Raw genomic sequence first — 22,458 nt, forward strand, 5'->3', positions numbered from 1 at the left:
CTTGGCTCCGGGGCGCGCAGTGAGCGAAGCCTTCACCACCCTCGACGTGGGGGTGCTGGCCGCGTACCTCATCGGCGTCACCGTCTGGGGTGCCTGGCTGGGACGCGGTCAGAAGGGAGGGAGCGACTACTTCCTGGGCCGCCGCGAGCTGCCCTGGTTCGCGGTCATGCTGTCGGTGGTGGCCACCGAGACGAGCACGCTCACCTTCCTGTCGATCCCGGGCGTCTCCTATCTGGGCACGCTGACGTTCCTGCAGCTGACGTTCGGCTACTTCCTGGGCCGGGTCGCGGTGAGCCTCGTCTTCCTCCCGGGCTACGCCAGCGGCGACATCACGACCGCCTACGGGATGCTGGAGACCCGCTTCGGGACGGGCGCGCGCCGCTTCACGTCGGCCGTCTTCATGGTGACCCGCCTGTTGGCGGACTCGGTGCGTCTGTTCGCCACCGCCATCCCGCTGGCCATCATCACCGGCTGGCCCTATCCCGTCTCCATCGCCGCCATCGCCCTGCTCACCGTGGTCTACACCTATCTGGGCGGGATCCGGGCCGTCGTGTGGGTGGACGCGCTCCAGATGGGGTTGTACCTGCTGGGCGGCGTGGTGGCGCTGGTTGCCATCGGGAGCGCGGTCGAGGGCGGGTGGGGCACGGTGCTGGCCGACGCCGCGGCTGCGGGCAAGCTGCAGGTCCTCGACTTCTCGTTCACGCTGTCGACGCCGTACACCTTCTGGGCCGGCGTGATCGGCGGCGGGTTCCTGACCATGGCGTCGCATGGCACGGACCAGCTGATCGTGCAGCGGCTGCTGACCTGCCGGGACCTGCGCGCGAGCCAGAAGGCGCTGGTGGGCAGCGGCATCGCCGTCCTCGTGCAGTTCGCGCTGTTCCTGGTCGTGGGCCTCGGCCTGTGGGTGTACTACCGCACGCCGACCGGGCCCCGCGTCTTCGACCGCCCGGACGAGATCTTCGCCCGCTTCATCGTCGAGGGGCTGCCGCCCGGGCTGACCGGCCTGCTCATGGCCGGCGTCTTCGCGGCCGCGATGTCGTCGCTGTCCTCGTCGATCAACTCGCTGGCCTCGGCGTCCGCCTACGACTTCTGGGCCCCCCTGCGGGGCATCACCGACGACGGGCTCCTGCTCCGCGCCGGACGGGCCTTCACGCTGATCTGGTCCGCCCTCCTGGTGGGGGGCGCGGTGCTCTTCATCCCCCTCAGCCGAGGCACCTCGGCCGTCGAGGTGGCACTTGCGGTCGCCTCTCTGGTGTATGGGGGGCTACTCGGCGCATTCCTGTTGGGTGTACGGGGCGTTCGCGCCTCGTCCGCCCAGGTGGCCCTGGCCATGTCGGCCGGAATCGGGGTCGTCACGGCGATCTGGGTGGTGTGGACCGCCCAGGTGGCCTGGCCCTGGTTCGTGCCCATCGGATCCGCCGTGACGTTCACGACAGGTCGTATTCTTGCCCGAACGCGGGGAGCGCAGCCGTAGGGATGGTTATGCCGAACGAGGTGGTGATCGGGATCGATGGAGGCGGCACCCGCACGCGGGTGCTGATCATGGACCGCGAGGGCCGGGAGATCGGTCGGGGGGAGGGTTCGGCCACCCTCGTGGACCCGGAAGCCCCGGGCAAGGCCGCCCTGCTGGTGGACACGATCGTGCGCCGGGTGCTGAACGAGCACCGGGTGCCGCGTCCGGCCGCGGCCCTGTGGGCCGCTCTGGCGGGCGCCGGGCGGGAGGTGACCCGGACCCGCATCCGCTCCGAGCTGGAGGAGATCTCGCGCGACATGGTGCGGCGCGTGGGCGTGGGGACCGATGTCGACGCGGCCATCCACGATGCCTTCGACCATCAGCCCGGCATCGTGCTCATCGCCGGGACCGGGACCATCGTGCACGCACTCTCCCCCGGCGGGGAGCGCATGTCGGTGGGGGGGTGGGGCGCACGGCTTGGAGACGAAGGCTCGGGCTACGCCATCGCCCTGGCGGGTCTCAAGGCCATCCTGCGGGCGCAGGACGGCCGCAGCGAGCCGACCGCGCTGACCGGTCTCCTGGCCGACCTGGACCTGGAGACGCCCGCAGCGCTGGTCGACTGGGTGGCACACGCCACCAAGCGGGACGTGGCCGCCCTGGCGCCCCGCGTCGTGGCCATCGCGGACGACGGGGACCCGGTGGCCAAGCAGATCGTCGAGCAGGCGGTCTCCGAGCTGCGTCTCCACCTGAAGGCGATCCTGGAGCGCCTGGGGCCGCAGAGCCGGATCCGCACGGTGGCCCTCGTGGGCGGCCTGGTCATGCCGGGGCGCCCGCTGCGCTCGCGCATGGAGCGCGTCATCGCCGAGCTGGGGCTCGAGATCCTGGCGCGGGAGGTGCGACCGGATCGGGGCGCCGCCCGCTTCGCCATGGACCTGATCGAAGCCACCGTCTGACCGGCGAGGGGGGCCTCGCGCCCCCCGCCGGTCCCCCGTCTGTCCAAGCGGCAGACGCGTCCGCCGCCGCGACCGTCTCGCGTGCCGTTTCGGCTGGTTTTCCAGTGGTTTTCGTTGGCACGGCGCCTGCTTTTCCTTCCGGCCGACAATGCCGACCTGCCGCGCTCCTGGCATGCGGACGGGGCGCGGCCCAGACCTCTACGGAGAAGCAGATGGCCATCACGCGCTACACGGCCCGGCGGCCGAATCCCTGGCAGGACTTCGATCAGCTCTTCAACCGCTTCTTCACCGACCGGCCGCTGGCCCCGGAGGGGACGTCCGTCTCCGACTGGATGCCCGCGGTCGACGTGCGGGAGTCGGCGGAGGAGCTGACGCTGACGGCAGACCTGCCGGGTCTGACGGAGAAGGACATCGACATCGAGTTCGAGAACGGAGTGCTGACGATCCGCGGGGAGAAGCGCAGCGAGGAGCAGAAGGACGGCGAGCGCTATCACATCTGGGAGCGCCGCTACGGATCCTTCCAGCGCTCGTTCACCCTGCCGCGCACGGTCAAGAGCGACTCCGTGCGGGCCGAGTTCGACCAGGGCGTCCTGACGGTGCACCTGCCCAAGGTGCCGGAGGCCAAGAGCCGCAAGATCGAGGTCTCCACGCGCGCCTGATCGCCGGGCCGAGGGTCGGAACGGACGAAGGCCGGTGCCCCCCGGGGGGCACCGGCCTTCTGCGCGTCGGAGGACGAGCGGGGTGCGCGCTCAGCCCACCTTGTGCCAGGGCGCGACCATGCCGATGTCCGCGCCGCTGCCGCCCACGCCACCGGCACCGGGCGTGACGTCGTTCCCCGTGCGGGCGCTCGAGCTGGAGGCGTCCTCCAGAACGGCGATCGAGGGGCCCCCGCCGCCGCCACCCCCGGCGCCGCCGTCGCCTCCGCGACCTCCGTTGCCGCCGCGACCGCCGGCCCCGCCGTTGGCGTTGCCGCCGCCGCCGTTGGCGCCCGATCCGCCGGATCCGCCCGTGCCGCCCGCGCCGCCTTCGCCTCCGGCGCCGCCCGCGGCGGTGATCAGCTGGTTCCCGGTCAGGGTGGCCTGGCTGCCCTGTGCCAGCAGCACCGCCAGCGAGGCTCCGCCGCCCGTGCCGCCGGTCCCGCCGGAGCCGGCCCGGCCGCCGGCACCGCCGCCGCCGCCCGAGGCCCCACACGCGACGCCTCCGCCTCCGCCGCCGCCACCCCCGCCGCCGCCGCCGTGCACGCCGGAGCTGCCCGAGCCTCCGTCGGCGGGCAGGTACCCCGACGACGACACCGAGCCCACTCCCGCCCCGCCGGCGCCGGAGGCGCCCGCCGCGCCGGTCCCGCCGGCCGAGCCGCCGGTGCCGGCGCCGCCGAAGCCCCCACCCGGTCCGCCGCCACCCGCGGGACCCTGGCCGGACTGGCCGGTCCCGCCGCCCCCGACGCCGCCGGAGGAGCCGCCCCGACCGCCGGCCCGCCCGATGGGCGAGCTGCCGCCCGCTCCGCCCGACTGGCTGCACGCGAAGGCGAAGAAGGCGGTCGTGCCGCCCGAGCCATTGGCGCCGCCGCCTCCGGAGGCGCCGGTGGACCCGTTGCTCCCGGCCCCACCCGATCCGGCCGCGAAGCGGTTGCCCGCGAGCACGATGCCCGTGCTCGAGCGCAGGAAGATCGCCACCGAGCTCTGACCCGTCTGCGTGGCGTTCGCCGCCGCGACATCGAGCCCGTGGACGCGGACGTCCTGGACGCCGGTGCCGACGATGGCGGTGGTACCGCCGCGCACGCGGCTCTCCAGGCGCTCCGCCGCGCGCTGCCACGAGGTCGCATCGTAGCCGCCGTACACGCTCACGCCGGTCTTCAGGACCAGGCTCTCCGTGTACGTGCCGTCGGCCACGTAGACGTCGCCCGACTGCGCGGCCGCCACGTCGATGGCGTGCTGGATGGTGGCGAACGGCGCCGCACGCGTGCCGGCCGCGCCGTCACTGCCGTTGGACGCGCTCACCCACCAGGTAGCGGTCGGATCCTCCACCACCTGGATGGTCACCCGGTCGGGCGCGCTGTCGAACGACCCGTCGGAGACGACGAGCTCGAAGACCAGCGTGGCCGGCTCGGCCGGCACCTGCACCGTGCCCTGCGCGCCGGTGGGGACGGTGACCGCCGGACCGGCGATCTGGGTCCAGGCGTACGTGAGGGCGTCTCCGTCCGGATCGCTGCTGCCCGAGCCGTCGAGCACGACGGTGCTGCCGAACTCCACGTCCTGGTCGGCCCCGGCCACGGCCAGGGGAGCCGCCGCCGTGGTGAAGGTGGAGGAGAAAGCCGCCGACAGCGCATTGCCTGCGATGTCCGTGACCCCCGTGGTGACCCGGACGGTGTAGGTCTGCCCACCCGGTAGGGCCGCGCTCGGCGTCAGCGTCGCCTGCGTTGCCTGCGCCGTCAGGTCGGCCGCGACGCCGTCGATGAAGAACGTGGCGCCGGTCACGTTCACGACCGGCTCCGAGAAGGTGACGGTGACCTGGGCGTCGCCCGTGACACCGGTCCCGCCGTTCGCGGGGAAGACGCCGGTGACCGTGGGTGGCGTGGTGTCGACGGACGGCGGCGGCTCTTCCGTGTCGCCCGGACCGGTGCCGCTGGCCGTGTCGCAGGCGCCCAGCGCCCGGGCGGCCAGGAGCAGCGCGAGGGTTCGGGGAAGGGACGATCTGCGGAACATGGGACTCGGACCTCCGGCCTTTCGGGAAACCAAGGCGCGCCGTGGGGGGCGGCCACCACTCCGCATAGCGACGGAGGGGGTCGGCCACCCTCACGGAGGTCGGGAGGGGTCGGGGGCCACCGGGGTCCCCCAGGGAGACCGGCGGCGGGCGTGAGGGTCGGCTCCCGCGCTTCTCGCTTCTTCCGGCGAGGAGCGACCATGCCCGCATACATCGTCGAATACACGTCCGGGAACGGACCGGGACGCGCCAGCTTCACGCTCGACGCGTCGCGGCCGCTGGAGGAGCAGATCACGCTCGTGCTGGGCGAGCTCGCCCAGCGGGGCGTGGTGCTGGACGGCGGTCCGGCCGACGAGCTCGTGGTCCTGTGGGAGGGGCGGCGCCTGGACGGCAGCCGCTCCCCGACCGATCTGGGGGTCACGCCCGACCGCCCGCTGCGCCTCCAGATGGAGCGCAGGGCGCCTCGGGTGCAGTTCCGCAGACCGGAGGGCCCGATCCGGCCGTTCCTGGCCCGCGGCGCCGTGCGCGCGCCGCTGGAGGGCGCCCTCGGCGGGGCGTTGGCCTGGTATGCGCTGGCCTGGCTCCCGGAGCTGGCCCCTCCGACGCTGGGCCCCGTCCTGCTGGACCGGTGGGGCGCGCTGCTGCTCGGCACGTGGATCGGCGGTGCCCTGGGCCTGGGTGGGGCGCGCCGCGCGGGCCGCAGCGCCGGCGCCACCCTGGCCGCGCTGGCCGGGGCCGGGGTGCTGGGCGCGCTCGGGGCGCTCCTGGGCGCCTGGGCGGGCGAACGGGTGTCCCTGGCCTGGCTGGGCATCCCGGACGGGGTGACCGGGTGGGTCCTGCTGGGCGGTGGGGTGGGGCTCGGCCTGGGGCTCCGCGCGCTGCGCGCGCGGCCGTCCGCGGTGGGGCCGGCCCTGGTGGCGGGCGCGGTGGGCGGGGGGCTGGCGGCCCTCCTGGTCTGGATGCCCGTCCCGCTGGACCTGGCCCAGGCGGCGGCCCTGGCCACGTTGGGGGCCCTGGTGGGCGTGGGCACGGACGCCCTGGCGCTGCAGGCGGCCCCCGCGGTCCTGACCCTCGAGAGCGACCACGGCATCCGCCCCGGACCCTGGCGGCTGCGCGAATGGGCCACGGACGGCGTGGACGCGGTCCCCGTGCCGGGTCCCGACGGAAGGGCGGCGGGTGAGATCGGGCTGCGGTCCGGGCGGCTCCAGTTCCAACCGGAACCGGGGGCCCCGGCGCTGGTCGTGGCCGGCACGCCCGCGCAGGGCGCCGTGCCGGTCGTGAGCGGCGATGCGCTGGACGCGGGCCCGCTGCGCTACCGGCTGCGCAAGCGGAGGCCCCTGTGAGGGCGGCCGTCGCGGGGCGTCTGGTCACGCTGCTCCTGGGCGTCGTTGCCCCCCTGTCCGCGCAGGACATCGGGCCCGTGAGCCGCCTGGTCGCCTGTCCGGAGGGGCCGGGCAGCGGCTGCCTGGTCGTGCCGCTCACGGTGCCGGACGACCTCGACCCCGCCGCGGCCGCGGACCCGGCCCGCTGGAGGGCCCGGATCGGGGACGCGGAGCTGCCGGTGTCCGCGCTCGCCGTCGATCCCACCGCGTCGCCCCCGCTCGACCTGCTGGTCCTGGTGGACGCGAGCGGCAGCATGGCCGGGGGCGGCCTCCAGTTCGTGCGGTCGGCGCTGCGGGTCCTCATCGAGCAGCTTCCCGCAGACGCCCGTGTCGCCGTGGCGCCGTTCGCGAGCCGCCGCGTGGAAGAGCGGATCGATGCCGCGGCCTTCGGGCCGCCGCAGGCCGCGGTGGCGCGCCTGGACGGGCTGCCGGCCCCGGACGGCAACACCGGTCTCTACTCCGCCGTCGCCGCGGGAGCCCGGCGCCTGCAACGGGAGCGTGGCACCGCGGCGCGCGCGAGCGTGCTGCTGGTGGTGACCGACGGGCGCAACGACGTCGGTGGCGCCGGCGACGATCCGGGCCTGCTGCGCGGAGGCGAGGGTCGCGCCGCGGCGCGCACGGAGTTGCGGGCGGGCGGCGTGGAGGCCTGGGTCCTGGGCGCCGGGGCGGGTGTCGACCCGGACGAACTCGCCGCGCTCACCACGCCGGGTCGGTCCACGGTCCTGTCGACCACCGATCCCGTGGCGCTGACGGGTGCGCTGACCGACATGGCCGCGGCGTGGGCGCGGGGGCGACGCGCCACCGTGGTGGTGCCGGCCTGGGCCTACGACCGCATGGCCCGTGGGGCCCGCCCCTTCACCCTCACGGTGGATGCGGGCGGGGAGGTCCGCACGGTCGTCGAGGCGCGCTGGCAACCGCCCCGGTTCGTCCCGCCGCCCATCGCGGGGCGGCCGTCCGTGGACCGCGGAAGCGTCTCCCCGGTGGCGGCGCGCCGCGCCGTCCTCCTCGCGTTCTGGGCGGGCCTGCTGGTGTTGCTGGCCTTCCCGCTGGACGCCCGCTTCGCGGCCGGTCCGCAGCCGATGAGGGTGGAACGCCGCGCATTTCGCTTCTTCGGGCGGAGGCAGGAGACGCCGCCCGATGTCCTGCTGGACGTCGAGGAGGCCGCCCCGCGCGATCCGCGCGAGGAGACCGCATCGCGGGCCCGTCGCCGTTGAGCCACCATCCCAACCCTGTGGAGAGGTAGACATGCCGATCGTCAAGGTGACCCGAGCGGGCGTTCGGCCGGCTCCGCGCGAGGTGCCGACCGACACCACGCTGACCGTGCTGCCCATGACGCTCGACCGGGTCGGGCGGGAGGCGCCCGAGGACGAGATGCCCACCAAGGTGAGCAGCCTGGAGGAGGCGTTCGAGAAGTTCCGTCCCGGGCTGAACTTCCAGACGACGGTCGGACCCGATTCCGCCGAGTTCGTGGCGGACCTGCAGTTCAAGAGCCTGCGGGACTTCGATCCCCGGCAGATCCGTTCGCGGGAGCCGGGCCGCCGCAACGACCTCGCGGACCTGCAGAGCCGGATCGACCTGCTCCACCGTATGCGCGAGCGCTTCGCGATGGTGGCGGTCAAGCGCGCCTGGGACAACGCCGAGCAGCGCGTCGAGATCCTCGAGGCCCTCACCGAGCTCCAGAACCAGCTCCGCCGCATCGCCGGCGGGGTGGACACCATGCCGCCGACCGACGGGACCGAGCCCGAGGGGGATCGATGAGCGACGCACAGATGGTGCGCACGGCGCAGGACATCATCGGGAACCGATCGGCCAGCAAGGCCATCGAGGAGATCTTCAACGTCATCCATCCGGCGCCCCCGAGCACGGAGCTGGCGGAGATCTTCACGCCCACCAGCGCGGCCCAGTTCCTGGACCGGGTGAGCGACTTCGCCTCCATGCTGTCCACGGCGGATTCGTGGGAGCAGGCGCTCAAGAAGATGGACGACGCCATCGGCCAGGCCGAGTCGATCCGTGACGAGGTGCTCTCGGAGCTCTACAAGCAGATCCGCCCGATCGAGCAGAGCTACCGGCTGATCCACCTGTTCTTCGAGAACGCCGAGGTCCGCGACAACATGAAGCGGCCGCCGGTGGACTTCTTCATCTTCAACGCGGACGCCGCGGCCGTCACCGAGCCCGCGTACAGCTCGACCATCGTGGCGCTGGACGAGTTCGTGCAGAGTCGGAACGACACGTTCAACTTCCGGCAGTTCATCTGCAATCTGGTCATTCCCGGCTATGTGGTAGACCCGGTGCGGAAGCGCCTGGAGGAGATCGCCAACACGTGGGGCATGCTCCTGCTCGGCGATCTACGGGACGAACAGAACTTCCGGCAACTGAGCGACCAGTTCCGCACGGACGGCGGCGCCTACGAGTTCCTGAAGCGGCCCGAGGATCAGGCCGCCGCGGACGTGGTGCTCTCCAGCTACGTGAAGCTGCGTGACCGGCACTGGTTCGAGGAGCCGGAGGAAGGGCACCAGGACTCCGACCTCTACGCCCCCGGGTCCATGATCTTCGCGGGTGCGCTGGTGCGCACGGACCGGACCGCGGGTGGCGGTATCGCCCAGGGACCGGTGGGGATGATCTTCGGCAAGATCCGCGGGGTCGACCGGGCCCGCATCGAGCCGCGCATCTCGCAGATGGAGCACCTGTCCATGGAGCGGCAGGTGGTGTCCATCATCCGCAACGAGGACAACGAGCTGTGCTTCGTGGGCAGCCGCTCCCAGGCGGAAGATCCGAACGGGATCCTCAAGTTCTTCACGTCCTACCGCGTGCTGCGCTACCTCGAGCGCCGGATCGGCGTGCTGCTGCGGCGGGTGGCCGAGCAGCGGCTCACGCGCGACCTGGTCATCGACCACGTCCGGAACCCCATCGAGGAGTTCCTGGAGAGCGAGAAGAAGAAGGGCACGATCTTCTCCTTCGACCTGGACATCGACATGGACGAGGAGAAGTTCGCGATGGGCGTGCTGGACATGAACCTCGAGGTGCTCCCGGTGGGGCCCGCCGAGACCTTCCAGCTCACCATCGACACGCCCGACTTCGACATGGCGCCCGAGCGCAAGGAGTAGCGTCCGCGGGCGTCCCTGCGGACGCCTCCGTCGGATCGATCCCAGACGCCCCGTGGCCGCTCCGGCCCCGGGGCGTCCGGTCGTTCCAGGCAGGAGGCGGGCTCCGCGACGGTCGGGCCCGGCCTGGGCCGCCGGGCCAGGCCGGAGGGGGGGGAGCCCCGTGCCGTGCGCCTTGACGCCCATGAGGGTCGCCGCGCCCGCTTGTCGCTTCTCAAGGTAGCCGAGCCCCGGGTGGGTCGGTGCAACGCCACCAACGGAGACAGGAATGGCCACGGTCACCTACAAGCGGGTGATGGTCCGCATCGACAACGTCGAGTTCTTCCCCATCGAGGCCCGCTATTCACTGTCGCGCGCCGCCAACCAGGTGGGACGGCGGATCGGCGACTCCCTGCAGGCGCGCGCCTTCATCTGGGCCGACGCGCACGACACGTCCCGCATCTCGCAGAACTCCACCATGGAGCTCTGGAAGATGGCGACCGAGAGCAAGGATCCCCTGCACAAGGTCTCCATCACGTACTACTCGGAGGATGCGGACAAGGTGCTCGCCAACGTCGAGTTCCAGGGATGGATCTCGGTGTTCGAGTTCTCGAATCCGAGCCTGGAGGGCGGCAACGAGGCCCGGGCCGAGATGGGTGGGCGCGGTGCGACCATGAACGCCGTGGCCGGCTACAACAACCTGCTCTACCTGGAGCTGGCCGTCGTGCTCGACGAGGCCAACGTCCAGAAGCACAAGTTCACGAAGTAGCCATGGACTGCCTGGCCTTCCCGCTGCGCGTCGGTCCGGACGGACGGCTGGCCCGGACCGACCGCGTGGACGCCCTGCTCGGCCTGGTGCGCGTGATGGCGGCCACCTCGGCCCGGGTGTGGACCCACGCGCCCTGGTTCGGCCTCCACGAGACCTTCGGCGAGGCCAACCCGGCCCTCGAAGACCATCCCCGCCTCGCGGACGCGCTCAACCGCGCCCTCGAGGAGCTCAAGATCGGGTGGGCGCGCGTCGACAGCGTGCGTCTCGAGACCCGCGGACGGTTCGCGGAGACCCGCCACTTCGATGTCACGCTCCGCCTGGACGACGGCGACTTCCGCCACGGCCGCGTCGAGAGCGTGGTCCACTGACCGACGGAGGCAACGGCATGCGCGTCATCCTGACGGTGGAGATCGGCGAGCAGCGTCTCCTCAAGACCGAGCTCGAGCGACTCGAGGTGGTCCAGACGCTCGGCGACCATACCCGCTGCAGCCTGGAGTTCATCCGGGATCGCGGGACGGACCTCACCCTGGAGCACGTGCTGGGGCAGACGCTCACCGTCTCCCTCGAGGACGACGACGGTGGGGTGGTGGTCTTCGAAGGCGACGTGACCCGCGCGTCCCAGTCGCACCTGCTCAACTACGGGTCGCGCTTCGTGGTCGAAGGGGCTTCGCGCTCGCACCGGCTCTCCGAGCATCGGGGGCTGCGCTACTTCAACAACCGCACCTTCGCGGAGATCGTGGCGGAGCTGGGCGCCACCCTGGTGGGCGAGCCGCCGGACGGCAGCCCGCTCAACTACGTCCAGCTCGGGGAGTCCGAATTCGACTTCCTCGTGCGCCTGGCGGACGATCACGGCTTCCACGTGCGCAACGGCCGGGGTGGCCTGGAGGTGTGCGCCGGCTTCGCCGAAGAAGAGATCGAGCTGGTGTGGGGGCGCGACCTGCTGGAGGTGCACGCCGAGGTGCGACCGGTGAACCCGGGCACCAAGGGCGCGTTCTACCAGGCGGACGAGAAGAAGGACCACCGCTTCCACGGCGTGCGCCGGCCGCCCGAGTGGTTGGGTGGGGGAGAGGCGCTGACCCGGCTGACCCGCGACCTGGCGGCTCGCGTCGCGGGAGGCGGCGATCCGCTGGTCGTGGAGACGGCGAGCCGCACGCCGACGCTGGCCGACTACCGCACCCGCCTCGAACAGGAGAGCGAGCGGGCGCAGGGAACCGCCGTGCGCGTCCGCGGGCAGTCCACCCAGATCCGGCTGTGCGCCGGGGCGCGGGTGCATCTGCGCGGGTCCCGGGCGTTCCGGCTCCCGACCGAAGGCGTCTTCGGGCTCGTGGAGGTGATCCATCGCTTCGACGGTCAGCAATACACCAACACCTTCGTGGCCACGCCCTGGGCCCGCTTCACCGGCTTCCACAAGCCGGACCGGCGCCCGGCCGCGGGGGTGGTCACGGCCGTGGTGGTGGCCAACGACGATCCCGCCGGCCAGGGCCGCATCCGCGTGCGCTACGGCTGGCAGGACGAGCCCCAGCACACCGGCTGGGTGCGGGTCGCGTCCCTGCACGCGGGGAACGGCCGCGGCGTGCACTGGATCCCGGAGATCGGGGACGAGGTGCTGGTCGCGTTCGAGCAGGCGGATCCCGAGCGCCCGGTGGTCATCGGCTCGCTCTGGAACGGCAAGGACGCCGTGCCCCAGGTGGATGCGGCCAACGACGTGAAGACGATCGCGACCCGCAGCGGAAACACGATCCGGCTGGTCGACACGGCGGACGAGGAGCGGATCGAGATCTGGACGGCGGGCGGGCTGTGCCTGCTGCGCCTGGCCAACGACGCCGACGGGGTCCCCACCGTGACCGTGCATTCCGAAGGCGATCTCGCGCTGGAGGCGGCCGGAGAGATCCGGATGGTGTGCGCCCGACTCGTCCAGCAGGTGAGCGAGACCGCCCATCAGGAGGTCGAGGGCGACCTGCACCTGAAGGTGTCGGGGACGTTGAACGCCGAGGCCGAGGCCGGGCTCAAGATGGCGTCGGCCGCGGATACGGTGCTGGGGGCCAGCGGCGTGTTGCACCTCAATGCGAGCGGCGAGGCCAACCTCACCGGCTCACGTGTGAAGATGAACCCGTCCGGCTACAGCGCTCCGAGCGTCACCGCGGAGGCGGCGCCCGAGCGACCGCTCGACTGGGAGCCGCAGCCGGTGCCGGTCGTGCAGCTCGGGCGGAGCAGCGCCGATCCAGCGACGCCCCGCCTGGCGGAGTAGGCCATGGACGGCACGGGCATCCTGGCGACGGCGGGCCGCAGCGCCGCCGAGGTCGCGCGTGAGCTGCGCCGCGAGTTCGAAGCGGCGCTCTACCAGCGCACGGGCGCACAGGCCAAGCCCGATCCGGTCCTGGCCACGCTGTTCCACGCCCTGGCCGTGCAGGTCGCCCACGTCTACGACGAGGCCGAGCAGGTCTTCCCCATCACGGTGCTGGACGACCTCACGACCGGCCTGGGCCTCGAGCCCCGGCTCGCGGCGCCGGCCCAGACGGTGGTGCAGTTCACCGGTGTGGAGCGGCGGGAGCGGCTGGCGCTCGACACCGAGCTGCGTGGCTACAACCGCAAGGGCGAGCCGATGGGCTTCCTCCCCGACGAGACGGTGGAGCTGCAGCCTTCCGAGCTCGTCTTCGCCGCGGTCTACGAGCGCGGTCACCTGCACACCGTGCCCGGTGCCCGCATCGCGAACGGCGGCCCGCCCGTCCCTCCCGGCAGCGTGCCGGTGGAGCTGGCCCAGGCGTCGCCGGGCCTGTTCCTGGCCGTTGCCGCGGACGAGAGCCACGTCGGCGGGCTCGGGGTCTTCCTGGACGTGTCGCCGGCGGACGGCCCGCTGGCGGAGGCACTCCGGCGCGCACCGTGGCAGATCCTCTCCTCCGACGGAACCGTGGTGGAGGCGGGAACGCTGCGCAGCCGGCCCGGTCGCGCCGGTGTGCGCCTCCTGGACTGGGTGGATCGGAACGGGGCCGAGACGGGGGTGGACGACGACGAGGCGGCCCACCTGCGGGGCGCGCTGGCGTTGCCCGGCGGCTTCTACGGCGGGCTGGTCCAGGTGCTGCCCCCGGTGCCACGCACCCGCCGCTTCCGCTGCCGCATCCCCGAGGCGCTCTCCGACGCCGTGCCGCGCCTGCTGCCGCCGGAGCATGCGCAGGCGCTGGACGTCCCCCACGTCTGGATCCACGTCCCGCTCCCCCACGCGGTGGGAGAGGTGGCCCCGGCGCTGCACCGCGCGGCCATCAACTGCGTGAGCGCCTCCAACGTCGAGGTGTTCAACGAGCGCATCGTGTTCGAGCGCACCGGAACCGTCGTGGGCCTGCGCCCGGAAGGAAAGGTGCACCGTCACCTGATGGGCGTGGTCGGCGTGCGCGGCGAGCACGGCGCGCCCTATGTGCCGGACGCGAACGTGGATGCCCCGCTCGAGCATGGACGCTGGCGTCTGCGCGGCGGCACCCTGGAGCTGCGTCCCGGCCGCAGTGGCGGCGGTCGTCCCGACCGCTACGCCATGGTGCGGCTCCTGTACTGCGACGCCGAGGACGCCAATGGCCTCGCGCCGGGGGATCTGCGCCAGGTGGCGGGCTCGATCGAGAACATCACCGCGCGCGTCGCGAACCTCACCACCACGCGGGGGGGCGCCGCTCCACCGGCCTACGCGGATGCGCGGCTGCGCTTCGCGGAGCAGCTCCGCTCGCGCGGCCGGCTGGTGACCGCGCCCGACTTCGAGATCGCCGCGCGCGCCTTCGAGCCGCGCATCACGGACGTGGAGGTGGACTCCCGCGTCGAGCGCACGCCCGAAGGCGTGCGCCAGGTCGAGCGCGTGCGCGTGCGGGTGCCAGCGGAGAGCTTCGCGGACGTCGAGGCCGAGTCGCTCGTGCTGCGGGAACGGCTGGAGGACCACCTGCGCCAGCGCATGGTGCTCGGCCACGGCGTGCGGGTGGAGGTGCACACGTGAGCGCGGCCTCCGTGAGCGAGCGCATGCCCGATCTGTGCACGCCTACCCGAGGCTGTACGCACACGCTCGACTCGGCGCTCCCGACCCTGGTGCGACTGGGCGTCGGCGCGGAGCGCGTCGCGGTGGAGACGGCCGGCGGTGGCTGGCCTCCCGGGCAGGTGCTCGCGCAGAGCCCGGAGCCGGGCACGCCGCTGCGCCCGGAGACGCGCGTCCGTCTCGTGGTCGCAGGATTCGGCGGGCTGGAAAGCCTGCCGTACCCCATGCGGGACGAGCATCCGGACGAGTTCCGCGCGGACCGGCTCTTCGCGCTGTTCGACAGCCCGTTGCAGAAGGTGGCGCATCACGTCCGCCGCGCCGGAGGGCACCTGGAGCTGCAGCCCGGCGTGCGCGCCTCCGCCCTGCGCTGGATCGAGGACCTCTTCCACCTGGACGCCTCCGTCTTCGCGGACGAGCGGCTCCCGGCGCTCGTCCGGTTGTTGCCCGTCCTGCACCGGGTCGCGGGCCTGGAGGAGGGGCCCCGCCTCGCGCTGGGCCTGGTCTTCGGCCTGCCCGTGCGGGCCGTGGTGCTCGAGTCCGTGGCGCGGCCCCTCCCGGACGAGCGGCGCACCCGCCTGGGCAGCACCTGGACGCGCCTGGGCATCGACGCCGTGGCCGGCTCGTCCACCGCGGCCGGGCTGTCCGTCCGGCTGGAGATCGGGCCGGTCGGTCTCGAGACCTGGTTGACCCACACGGCAGAGGCGCTGGCGGCCGAGCGGGCCGCGCTCCTGCGCCTGGTGCTCCCGGCCGGTCTCGCGACCGCCGTGGAGGAATCGTGGACCGTGGCCGCACCCGGCGATGGCTGCCGGCTCGGCGTCGGTGAGGTCGCCGACGCCGTTCCCGTCCGCACGCCGATCCTGCTCGGCATCAACACCCACCTCGAAGGGGCGTAGCCCATCATGATCGACGTCAACGACCTGCGCTCGGTGAACTGGACCACCGGGATGCTGCTGGCCCCCCGGCACTTCCACCGCCAGGACCGCTTCGTGGAAGCCGCGTTCGGCTGGCTGGTGCGCCACTGCGTCCCCGGGACCGGTCTGCTCGGTGGCGGCGTGCGCGTCGACGCCTCGGAGCGCGGGCTGGCCCGTCATGATCCCCGTGTGGAGGTGAGCGACGACGGCACCACGCTGTCGATCACCGTGACGCAGGCGCGCGGCATCACGCCGGACGGACGCTCCGTGGAGGTGGCGCCGGAGGCGCCCCTGCGGGCGCGGTTCGACAAGGCCGGGTTGGGCGGGCAGGACGTGGTGCTGATCCACGTGCTGGCCACCGGCGACCGGGAGGAGGACGACGCGTCCGTCGGCGCCGATCCGGCCAACCCGTTGCAGGCCGCGCTGCTCCGGCCCCGCTACGAGGTCCGTCTGGGCGTGGAGGCGGACGCCCGCGCCGGCGCCATCGTGGTCGGACGCTGCCGACGCGCTTCCGAGACGCTGCAGTTCGAGCTGGATGGCGAATTCATCCCGCCGTGCGTGACGGTCGCGGCGCACTCGCAGCTGTTCGCCGGCTGGAAGCGCCTGCGCCTGGGCATCCTGGACCTGGCGGGCCGGTACGCCGAGCTGCACCGGGTCGTGGCCCACTGGATCCAGAACGTGGGCCAGCGGGGGGAGGATGTGCGCGGGGACCGCGAGATCCTGGCGTTCCTGGAGCGCGCGGCGCTCGGGCTCGATACGTGCGCCTACGAGACCATGGATCCCAACGTCGCGCCCGAGCGCTTCTTCCAGCAGGTCGACCGGGCGGGCCGGCGTGCGGCGCTGGCGCTCGACCTGAGTCCCGAGACCCAGCTCTTCCTGCGTACGCTCACCGGGGCGGACGCGCGCTACGGGGCGCTCCTGGAGGACGAAGCCCGCAGCCTGTCCGCCAGCCGCGACATCGGCCGCCTGGACGACCTCGGCCAGGCGCTCACCGAAGCGGAGGCGACGCTGACGCGCCTGCGGCGTCTGCAGGAGGCGCTCGAAGGCCGGTACGTCGACTACCGCATGAACCGCTCGGTGGGCGCGTTGCGCTTCCTGCTCGACCACGGCGGGGAGCACTTCTACACGGCCCTGGCCACCCCGGCGCGCGCACAACGCGACGGCGACGTCCTCACCTACGTGTTCTCCGACATGAGCCTCAACGGACGGCACGAGTACCGCCTGGTGTTGATGGGGGATGCCGACTCCGGGCTCACGCGCCAGGTGGGCGAGACGCTGGTGGTCACGCTGCGCATCAACCCCGTCGGCGGGAAGAGCCGCCCCATCACCCAGACGGTCGTGTGCGAGGTGCCGGGGCAGCGCAACTTCGCCGTCAACTTCACCCCGCCCGCGGGCGTGGCCAGCGTGGAGGGCCTGCACGTCACGGTGGAGCCGGGCGCCGGCTTCCGGGGGGCGCAGCTCTACCAACGCCGATTGGGCCTGCCGACCGCGGAGAGCCCGGTCGCTCCGGTGCCCGCGCCGTCCACCGCGGAGCCGCGCATGGTCGCACCGGCCGAGCCGGCGCCGCCCACCCGCATCCGCATCCGCGCCCCGCAGCGCCCCCCGGAGGTCTGAGATGGATCTGAACCGTCTGTCCCCGGAGCTCGCCGACGGGCTCGAGCGGGCCCGTCCCGAGGCCACCCGGCAGGGCGTGGCCTACATCCAGCCGTGGCATCTCTTCGCCGTGCTGTTGGACGAAGGGGGCGCGCTGGCGCGGATCGCACGTTCGCTGCCGGCCGATGCCGCGGGGGCGCGTGCGGTGATCTCGGGCATGAGCGATGCGGACGCGCCGCGCCTGGAGCCCGGCTACCGCCCCATCGCGGGCCGACGCCTGCGCGATCTGCTCGATCGCGCCTACGCTGCGGCCGACGCAGCGGGCCGTCACACCGTGGGCGCCCTGGACGTCGCGTGGGCCGCGGTGCAGAACGGCGCCGACCCGATGGCCCAGGCGCTGGCGCACACGGGGTGGAGCTCCGAGGCCCTTCTGCGGGTGCGCGAAGAGGGGGCGGTGCTCCAGCCCGCCGACGGCGACCCCGAGCCGGAGGGGAGCGTGCTGGCGCGCTTCTCCAGTGATCTGACCGCGGCCGCCCGGGCCGGGCGTCTGGCCCCGGTGGTCGGTCGCGACGCCGAGCTCCGGAGCGTGGTGCAGACGCTGCTGCGCCGTTCCAAGAGCAATCCGGTCCTGGTGGGCGATCCCGGCACCGGCAAGACGGCCGTGGTCGAAGCGCTCGCCATGCGCATCGTCGACGGGGATGTCCCCGAATCCCTGCGTGCCTGCACGCTGCTGGCGCTGGATCTGACCGCCCTGGTGGCGGGCGCCAAGTACCGCGGCGAGTTCGAGGAACGGGTCAAGGCGCTGGTGGACGAGGTGCGCGGCCGCTCGGACGTGATCCTGTTCCTCGACGAGATCCACACGCTGATCGGCGCGGGTGGACCGGCGGGCGGGCTCGACGCCGCCAACATCCTGAAGCCTGCGTTGGCGCGCGGCGAGCTGCGCTGCATCGGCGCGAGCACGCACGACGAGTACCGCGAGTCCATCGAGAAGGACGCGGCCCTGGCGCGCCGCTTCCAGACCGTGGTGATCGAGGAGCCGGACGATGCGTCCACCCTCGCCATGCTGGAGGGCGCGCGCGGCCACTACGAGCGCCACCATGGCCTGCGCATCCGCGACGACGCGCTGCGCGCCACCGTGCGTCTGGCGCGGCGCCACCTGCGGGACCGCTTCTTCCCGGACAAGGCCTTCGACGTGCTGGACGAGGCGTCGGCCCGCATCCGCGCGCAGCGCGAATCCCGGCCCGACGAGATCGATCAGCTCGCGCGCGAGGTCGCACGGCTCGCGGCTGGCGTGGAGGTCGCCGCCCCCGAGGAGCGCGCGGCCGCCGAGCGGACGCTCGAGGGCGCGCAGGCCCGGCTCTCCACCCTGGAGGAGCGGTGGCGCGAGGAAGGCGAGCTGGACCGCGCGCTCTCGGAGACGCGGCGGGCGCTCGGCGAAGCCCGCTCCGAGCTCGAGCGCGCGGAGAGCGCGGGGGACGTGGCCCGCGCGGCCGAGGTGCGCTATGGAACGCTCAAGTACCTGGAGGAGCAGGAGCGGGACCTGGACGCGCGCTGGACCGCGCTCATGGCGGAGGGGTCGCTGGTGCCCCGGGAGGTCGGCCCGGCCGAGGTGGCCGCGGTGATCGCCCGGCGGGCGCGGGTGCCGCTCACCCGCGTGCTGGAGGGCGAGCGGGAGCGCCTGCTCCACCTGGAGGAGCGCCTGGGCGGCCGCGTGCTGGGTCAGGCCGAGGCGGTGTCCGCCGTCTCCGAGGCGGTGCGGCGCATGCGCGCCGACCTGCGGGCCCGTCGCAAGCCGGCGTCGTTCCTGTTCGTCGGTCCCACCGGCGTCGGCAAGACCGAGCTGGCCAAGGCGCTGGCGGACGCGCTCTTCGACGACGAGTCCGCGCTCATCCGCATCGACATGGCCGAGTACCGCGAAGCACACTCCGTGTCGGGGCTGATCGGCTCGCGGCCGGGGCTGGTGGGCTCCGAGCGGGGCGGCTTCCTCACGGAGCAGGTGCGGCGCGCGCCGCACTCCGTGGTGCTGTTCGACGAGATCGAGAAGGGTCATCCCGGCGTGATCGACCTGCTGCTGGGCGTCCTGGACGAAGGCCGCCTGACGGACGCGCAGGGCCGCTTCTGCGACTTCAGCAACACCATCCTGCTGCTGACCTCCAACCTGGGCGTGCAGGAGGCCAACGCGGCCAGCGACGATCCCGAGGAGCGGCGCCGGATCATCCTGGACGTGGTCGAGCGCTCGTTGCGCCCGGAGCTGTTCAACCGCCTGAGCGGCGTCATCGCGTTCAACGCGCTCGGCGCCGAAGAGGTGGCGCGCATCGTCTCCATGCATCTCGGCACCATCGGCGACCAGCTGCGCGAGCAGCATGGGGCCGAGCTGGTGGCGGATGCGGAAGCGGTGGAGTGGTTGGCGGAGCTCGCCCACGATCCGGCCTACGGCGCGCGACCCGTGGAGCGCACGGTGGACCGCTACGTGCTCGCCGACCTGTCGCGGCTGGTCCTGTCCGGCGCGGTCGCCGCGGGACACCTGGTGCGCCTGCAGCGCGAAGGGGACGAGCTGGCCTTGCTGGCCGGGACCCCGGAGGAGGTGGCGGGGCTGGCCGCGGGAGCGGGCGCATGAGCCCGCGCACCGCGGCGATCGCCCTGGCGCTCGTCCTCGTGTGCGCGGGACCCGCGCGCGCGCAACAGGCGCCGACGGCCGATCCGGCCGCCGCGGCCCGCGAGGACCTGCAACGACTCCTGCCCCTGGCGCGGGAGCGCGAGCTGGCCCGGGAGCCCGGGGTACGTCCGGCCGAGGAGCGCCTGGAGCTGTGGAAGATGGTGCTGCTCATCGATCCGGATCACATCGAAGCGCGGATGGGGTACGACCGCGCCCGCGAGGACCTGGAGACCGCGCGCAGCGCGGAGCAGAACGCCGAACAGGCCGTGGCGGAGGAGAGCCAGCGGCGCGAGGAGCGTCTGCGGCTCGCCGAGAGCGCGCTGTACCTGGGCAACTTCGGGCGGGCGGAGACGCTCGTGGAGGAGCTCCTCGCCGCCGAGCCCGACAACCCGCGGGCGCTCGCGCTGCGCGCGTCCGTGCGGAGCGCGCGCTCGGCGCGCGCGGGCCAGCTGCGCTGGTGGATCCTGGCGGCCGTGCTCACGGTGCTGGCGCTGGTGCTCGTCGTGCTCTGGATCCGCTGGTGGCGGCGCCGGGCGGCGGCCGCCGCCGAGAGGGGGAGCGCCGCCGTGGCCGCGCCCTCCGCGGCTCGCCTCAAGGTCACCGAAGGCGTGGGCCGGGGCCGCATGGTGCCCGTGGACCGGGACGTGTTCCGCATCGGAGCGGCCCAGGGTGACAGCGAGGACCGCGCCAACCACCTCGTCTTGAGCGACGCCCGTCACCTGCTCTCGCGCTACCACTGCGAGGTGCTGCGGGCGCGGGGGCGCTACACGCTGCTCGACTCCAGCACCAACGGCACGTCGCTCAACGGCAAGCGCCTGAAGCCCGGTGGACACCGGCGGCTGCGCCACGGGGACGAGATCGTGCTGGCGGGCGTCACCCGCCTGGTGTTCCTCGACGGATAGCGCGCATGGGCCGGCTCCACACGGTGCGCCGCCTGGAGGATCCCGTGCGCGGGCTGGTCGTGCAGAAGCGGGTGGCCGACGCGTCGCGCGAGGATCTGCGTCTGCGCCTCGTCCACGAGGCCCGGGCGCTGTCGCGCTGTGCGGGCCGCCCCACGCCGCGGCTGCTCGCGTTCCATCCCGACGGTTCCCTCGTGATGGAACACGTGGCGGGCGCCGAGCCCGTCCGGTGGCTCGGTCACGGACGTGCGCGCGCACGGGACGCGTGGCAGCTCGTCACCGCCGTGGCCGACGCCGTGGGGCGTCTGCACGACCACGGCATCGTGCATCGGGACCTCAAGCCCGCGCACGTGCGCGTCGAGGCGGGCGGTGCCGTGCGTCTGCTGGACCTGGGCGTGTGCGCGCCGCTCGGCGCCGCGCATGCGCTGGGGCCCGCGTGGGAGGATCTCGCGGCCGGGACCGTCGCGTACGCGCCGCCCGAGCTGCGCGGCTGCCCCGACCGGGCCACGGCCGCCACCGTGGACGTGTACGCCCTGGGCGTGCTGGCCCTCGAGATCGCCACCGGAGAGCGGTTGCCGGAGGTGGACGGGGGGGCGGCCTGGCGCGGCGAGTGGGTGCGCTGGCGCTTCGTCGAGCAGGGATTCCCCGCGGCGTGCGCGGCGGTGGTGCAGGCCGCCACCGCGGACGATCCGCGCAGCCGGCCGGCGACCGCCGCGGCGTGGCGGCGGCTCTGGTGGGAGGCCGGTCGCGCGCGCTTCCGCGCGTGAGCCCGGCAGCGCAGGTCGCCGCGCCCGCCGCCCGACCGGCCGCTCAGTCGACCGTGTAGGCGTCCGCCCGCTCGGCGAAGCGGTCGATGTGCAGATGGAGCCCGGTGCCCGCCCGATCGGCGAGGCCGCGGGCCAGCGCACGCTCGATCTGCTGCTGCAGCACCTCGTCCCGCGAGAAATCCTTGACGCGCACGCCCAGGGCCCGGAACTGGTCCACCAGGAACGCGACCTGTTCGGGGGACAGGTCGCGGACGCGCAGGTCGAGCGCGCTGCCGGCACCGTAGAGCGCCAGGTGCTCGGCGTGGTCGCGGCCCGTCACCACGACCTCGCGGGCGTAGCGCTCCCGGAAGGCGTCGAAGACGAACGCCACGCGCCGCTCGAACTCCGGACGCGGGATCTGCGACCGGAAGAGGTGGTCCAGGCTCTCGCCGTCCGCGTCGACGCCGAAGCGCGCCGGGACGTCCATCCGCCGCGCCCGGTAGAGCGCGCCCACGGCGGCCTCGAACGTGGCCAGGCGCGCCTGGACCCAGGGATGGCGTCCCAGCGTCGAGGTCTCGACGCCGTTGATGGCCCGCGCGAACTCCGCGAGCGCCAGCTCGGGCTGACCCAGCTCCAGCAACGTGGATCCGCGCTCCATCCGCTCGGTGGCTTCGGTCATGAGCGTCTGGAAGAGCGCGGCCTCCTCCGGCGTGAGCGCCGGGGGTGCCTGGGCGCGCCGGAGCGCCACGCCGATCCCCACCGCCAGCGCCAGCAGCACCGCTGCCACGAACAGGGTCGGTCCGCCCGTGAGGGTGGACGGCCCTCTTTCTCGCTTCCGAGGGTGACGGGGCGGACGAGGGGTCCGCGGACGGGGCGGCTCGGCGGCCTGCGCCTCGCGGCGCACCACGACCGGAGCGCGCTCGACGCGGGCGGACTCGCCCTCCTCGAAGCGGAACGACAGGCCCGGTGCCAACTCGATCACCACGTCGGGCTGCAGCCGGACCGGATCGGTGGAGGCGCGGCCCGCGACCGTCACGGGCGCCTGGGGACGGAGCCACCAGCCGTCCTCGCGCTCGACCAGGACGCAGTGACGGGCCGCGAGCCCGGGATGGGACAGCACGAGGGCGCAGGACGGATCGCGACCGATCCAGAACGGTGGATCCGAGACCGGATGGGCGGCGCCGGAGAGCGGTGCCAGCGGCCGGAGACGAGGGACGTCCGACATGGGCGTGCATGCTAGAGCGCTCGCGGGACCGGCGCCAGCGCAGAACGAGCGACACGAACCTCAATTGAACCGGGACGGAGTGGAG

At 73.6% G+C, this 22,458-nt stretch carries 18 protein-coding genes; 16 read left to right on the forward strand and 2 right to left on the reverse strand.

Annotated elements, in window-relative coordinates:
* Positions 1-19: 19 nt before the first annotated feature.
* The 3 genes from R3E98_02365 to R3E98_02375 all read left to right on the forward strand — a co-directional run bounded on the left by R3E98_02365 (position 20) and on the right by R3E98_02375 (position 3,065).
* Entirely contained in the window at positions 20-1,474 is a 1,455-nt protein-coding gene (locus tag R3E98_02365) for a sodium:solute symporter (protein ID MEZ4422230.1), read from the forward strand.
* 2 nt (positions 1,475-1,476) lie between these two features.
* A complete protein-coding gene (locus R3E98_02370; GenBank protein MEZ4422231.1) occupies positions 1,477-2,406 on the forward strand; it encodes a BadF/BadG/BcrA/BcrD ATPase family protein in 930 nt (309 codons plus the stop codon).
* Between the two features lie 212 nt (positions 2,407-2,618).
* Positions 2,619-3,065, forward strand: a complete 447-nt coding sequence (locus R3E98_02375) for an Hsp20/alpha crystallin family protein (GenBank protein ID MEZ4422232.1) — start codon at positions 2,619-2,621, stop codon at positions 3,063-3,065.
* A 90-nt stretch (positions 3,066-3,155) separates the two neighbouring features.
* Here the strand turns inward: R3E98_02375 and R3E98_02380 are convergent, their stop codons facing one another.
* Positions 3,156-5,108 (reverse strand): Ig-like domain-containing protein, encoded by a 1,953-nt coding sequence (locus R3E98_02380; GenBank protein ID MEZ4422233.1) that lies wholly within the window; start codon positions 5,106-5,108, stop codon positions 3,156-3,158.
* Between the two features lie 198 nt (positions 5,109-5,306).
* Here R3E98_02380 and R3E98_02385 point away from each other — a divergent pair, with 198 nt between their 5' ends.
* From R3E98_02385 to R3E98_02445, 13 genes are all read left to right on the forward strand, one after another.
* Complete coding sequence (locus R3E98_02385; protein MEZ4422234.1) at positions 5,307-6,449, forward strand: hypothetical protein; 1,143 nt, start codon at positions 5,307-5,309, stop codon at positions 6,447-6,449.
* Positions 6,446-7,702, forward strand: coding sequence for a vWA domain-containing protein (locus R3E98_02390; GenBank protein ID MEZ4422235.1), 1,257 nt, complete (start codon positions 6,446-6,448; stop codon positions 7,700-7,702). The genes R3E98_02385 and R3E98_02390 overlap by 4 nt, the downstream gene beginning before the upstream one ends.
* A gap of 31 nt (positions 7,703-7,733) precedes the next feature.
* Positions 7,734-8,246, forward strand: coding sequence for a hypothetical protein (locus R3E98_02395; protein MEZ4422236.1), 513 nt, complete (start codon positions 7,734-7,736; stop codon positions 8,244-8,246).
* Complete coding sequence (locus tag R3E98_02400; protein MEZ4422237.1) at positions 8,243-9,592, forward strand: hypothetical protein; 1,350 nt, start codon at positions 8,243-8,245, stop codon at positions 9,590-9,592. Before R3E98_02395 ends, R3E98_02400 begins: the two co-directional genes overlap by 4 nt.
* A 265-nt stretch (positions 9,593-9,857) precedes the next feature.
* The gene (locus R3E98_02405) at positions 9,858-10,337 is read left to right on the forward strand and encodes a hypothetical protein (protein MEZ4422238.1); all 480 of its coding nucleotides are present in this window, start codon (positions 9,858-9,860) and stop codon (positions 10,335-10,337) included.
* A 2-nt stretch (positions 10,338-10,339) separates the two neighbouring features.
* Complete coding sequence (locus R3E98_02410; protein ID MEZ4422239.1) at positions 10,340-10,705, forward strand: hypothetical protein; 366 nt, start codon at positions 10,340-10,342, stop codon at positions 10,703-10,705.
* Positions 10,706-10,722: 17 nt separating this feature from the next.
* A complete protein-coding gene (locus R3E98_02415; GenBank protein MEZ4422240.1) occupies positions 10,723-12,585 on the forward strand; it encodes a phage baseplate assembly protein V in 1,863 nt (620 codons plus the stop codon).
* 3 nt (positions 12,586-12,588) lie between these two features.
* Complete coding sequence (locus R3E98_02420) at positions 12,589-14,307, forward strand: hypothetical protein (protein MEZ4422241.1); 1,719 nt, start codon at positions 12,589-12,591, stop codon at positions 14,305-14,307.
* Entirely contained in the window at positions 14,304-15,236 is a 933-nt protein-coding gene (locus R3E98_02425) for a type VI secretion system baseplate subunit TssG (GenBank protein ID MEZ4422242.1), read from the forward strand. The genes R3E98_02420 and R3E98_02425 overlap by 4 nt, the downstream gene beginning before the upstream one ends.
* Positions 15,237-15,242: 6 nt before the next feature.
* A complete protein-coding gene (gene tssK, locus R3E98_02430) occupies positions 15,243-16,868 on the forward strand; it encodes a type VI secretion system baseplate subunit TssK (protein ID MEZ4422243.1) in 1,626 nt (541 codons plus the stop codon).
* Position 16,869: 1 nt separating this feature from the next.
* Positions 16,870-19,464 carry an AAA family ATPase gene (locus R3E98_02435; protein MEZ4422244.1) on the forward strand — a complete coding sequence of 865 codons (2,595 nt, stop codon included), beginning with the start codon at positions 16,870-16,872 and terminating at the stop codon, positions 19,462-19,464.
* Positions 19,461-20,405: an FHA domain-containing protein gene (locus R3E98_02440; GenBank protein ID MEZ4422245.1), complete on the forward strand. Its 945-nt coding sequence runs from the start codon at positions 19,461-19,463 to the stop codon at positions 20,403-20,405. Before R3E98_02435 ends, R3E98_02440 begins: the two co-directional genes overlap by 4 nt.
* A gap of 5 nt (positions 20,406-20,410) precedes the next feature.
* Positions 20,411-21,169, forward strand: a complete 759-nt coding sequence (locus R3E98_02445) for a protein kinase (GenBank protein MEZ4422246.1) — start codon at positions 20,411-20,413, stop codon at positions 21,167-21,169.
* A gap of 43 nt (positions 21,170-21,212) precedes the next feature.
* Here R3E98_02445 and R3E98_02450 read toward each other — a convergent pair whose 3' ends face one another.
* A complete protein-coding gene (locus R3E98_02450) occupies positions 21,213-22,373 on the reverse strand; it encodes an FHA domain-containing protein (protein MEZ4422247.1) in 1,161 nt (386 codons plus the stop codon).
* Positions 22,374-22,458 lie beyond the last annotated feature (85 nt).

Source organism: Gemmatimonadota bacterium, from assembly GCA_041390125.1.
Taxonomy (GTDB): domain Bacteria; phylum Gemmatimonadota; class Gemmatimonadetes; order Longimicrobiales; family Gaopeijiaceae; genus JAGQIF01.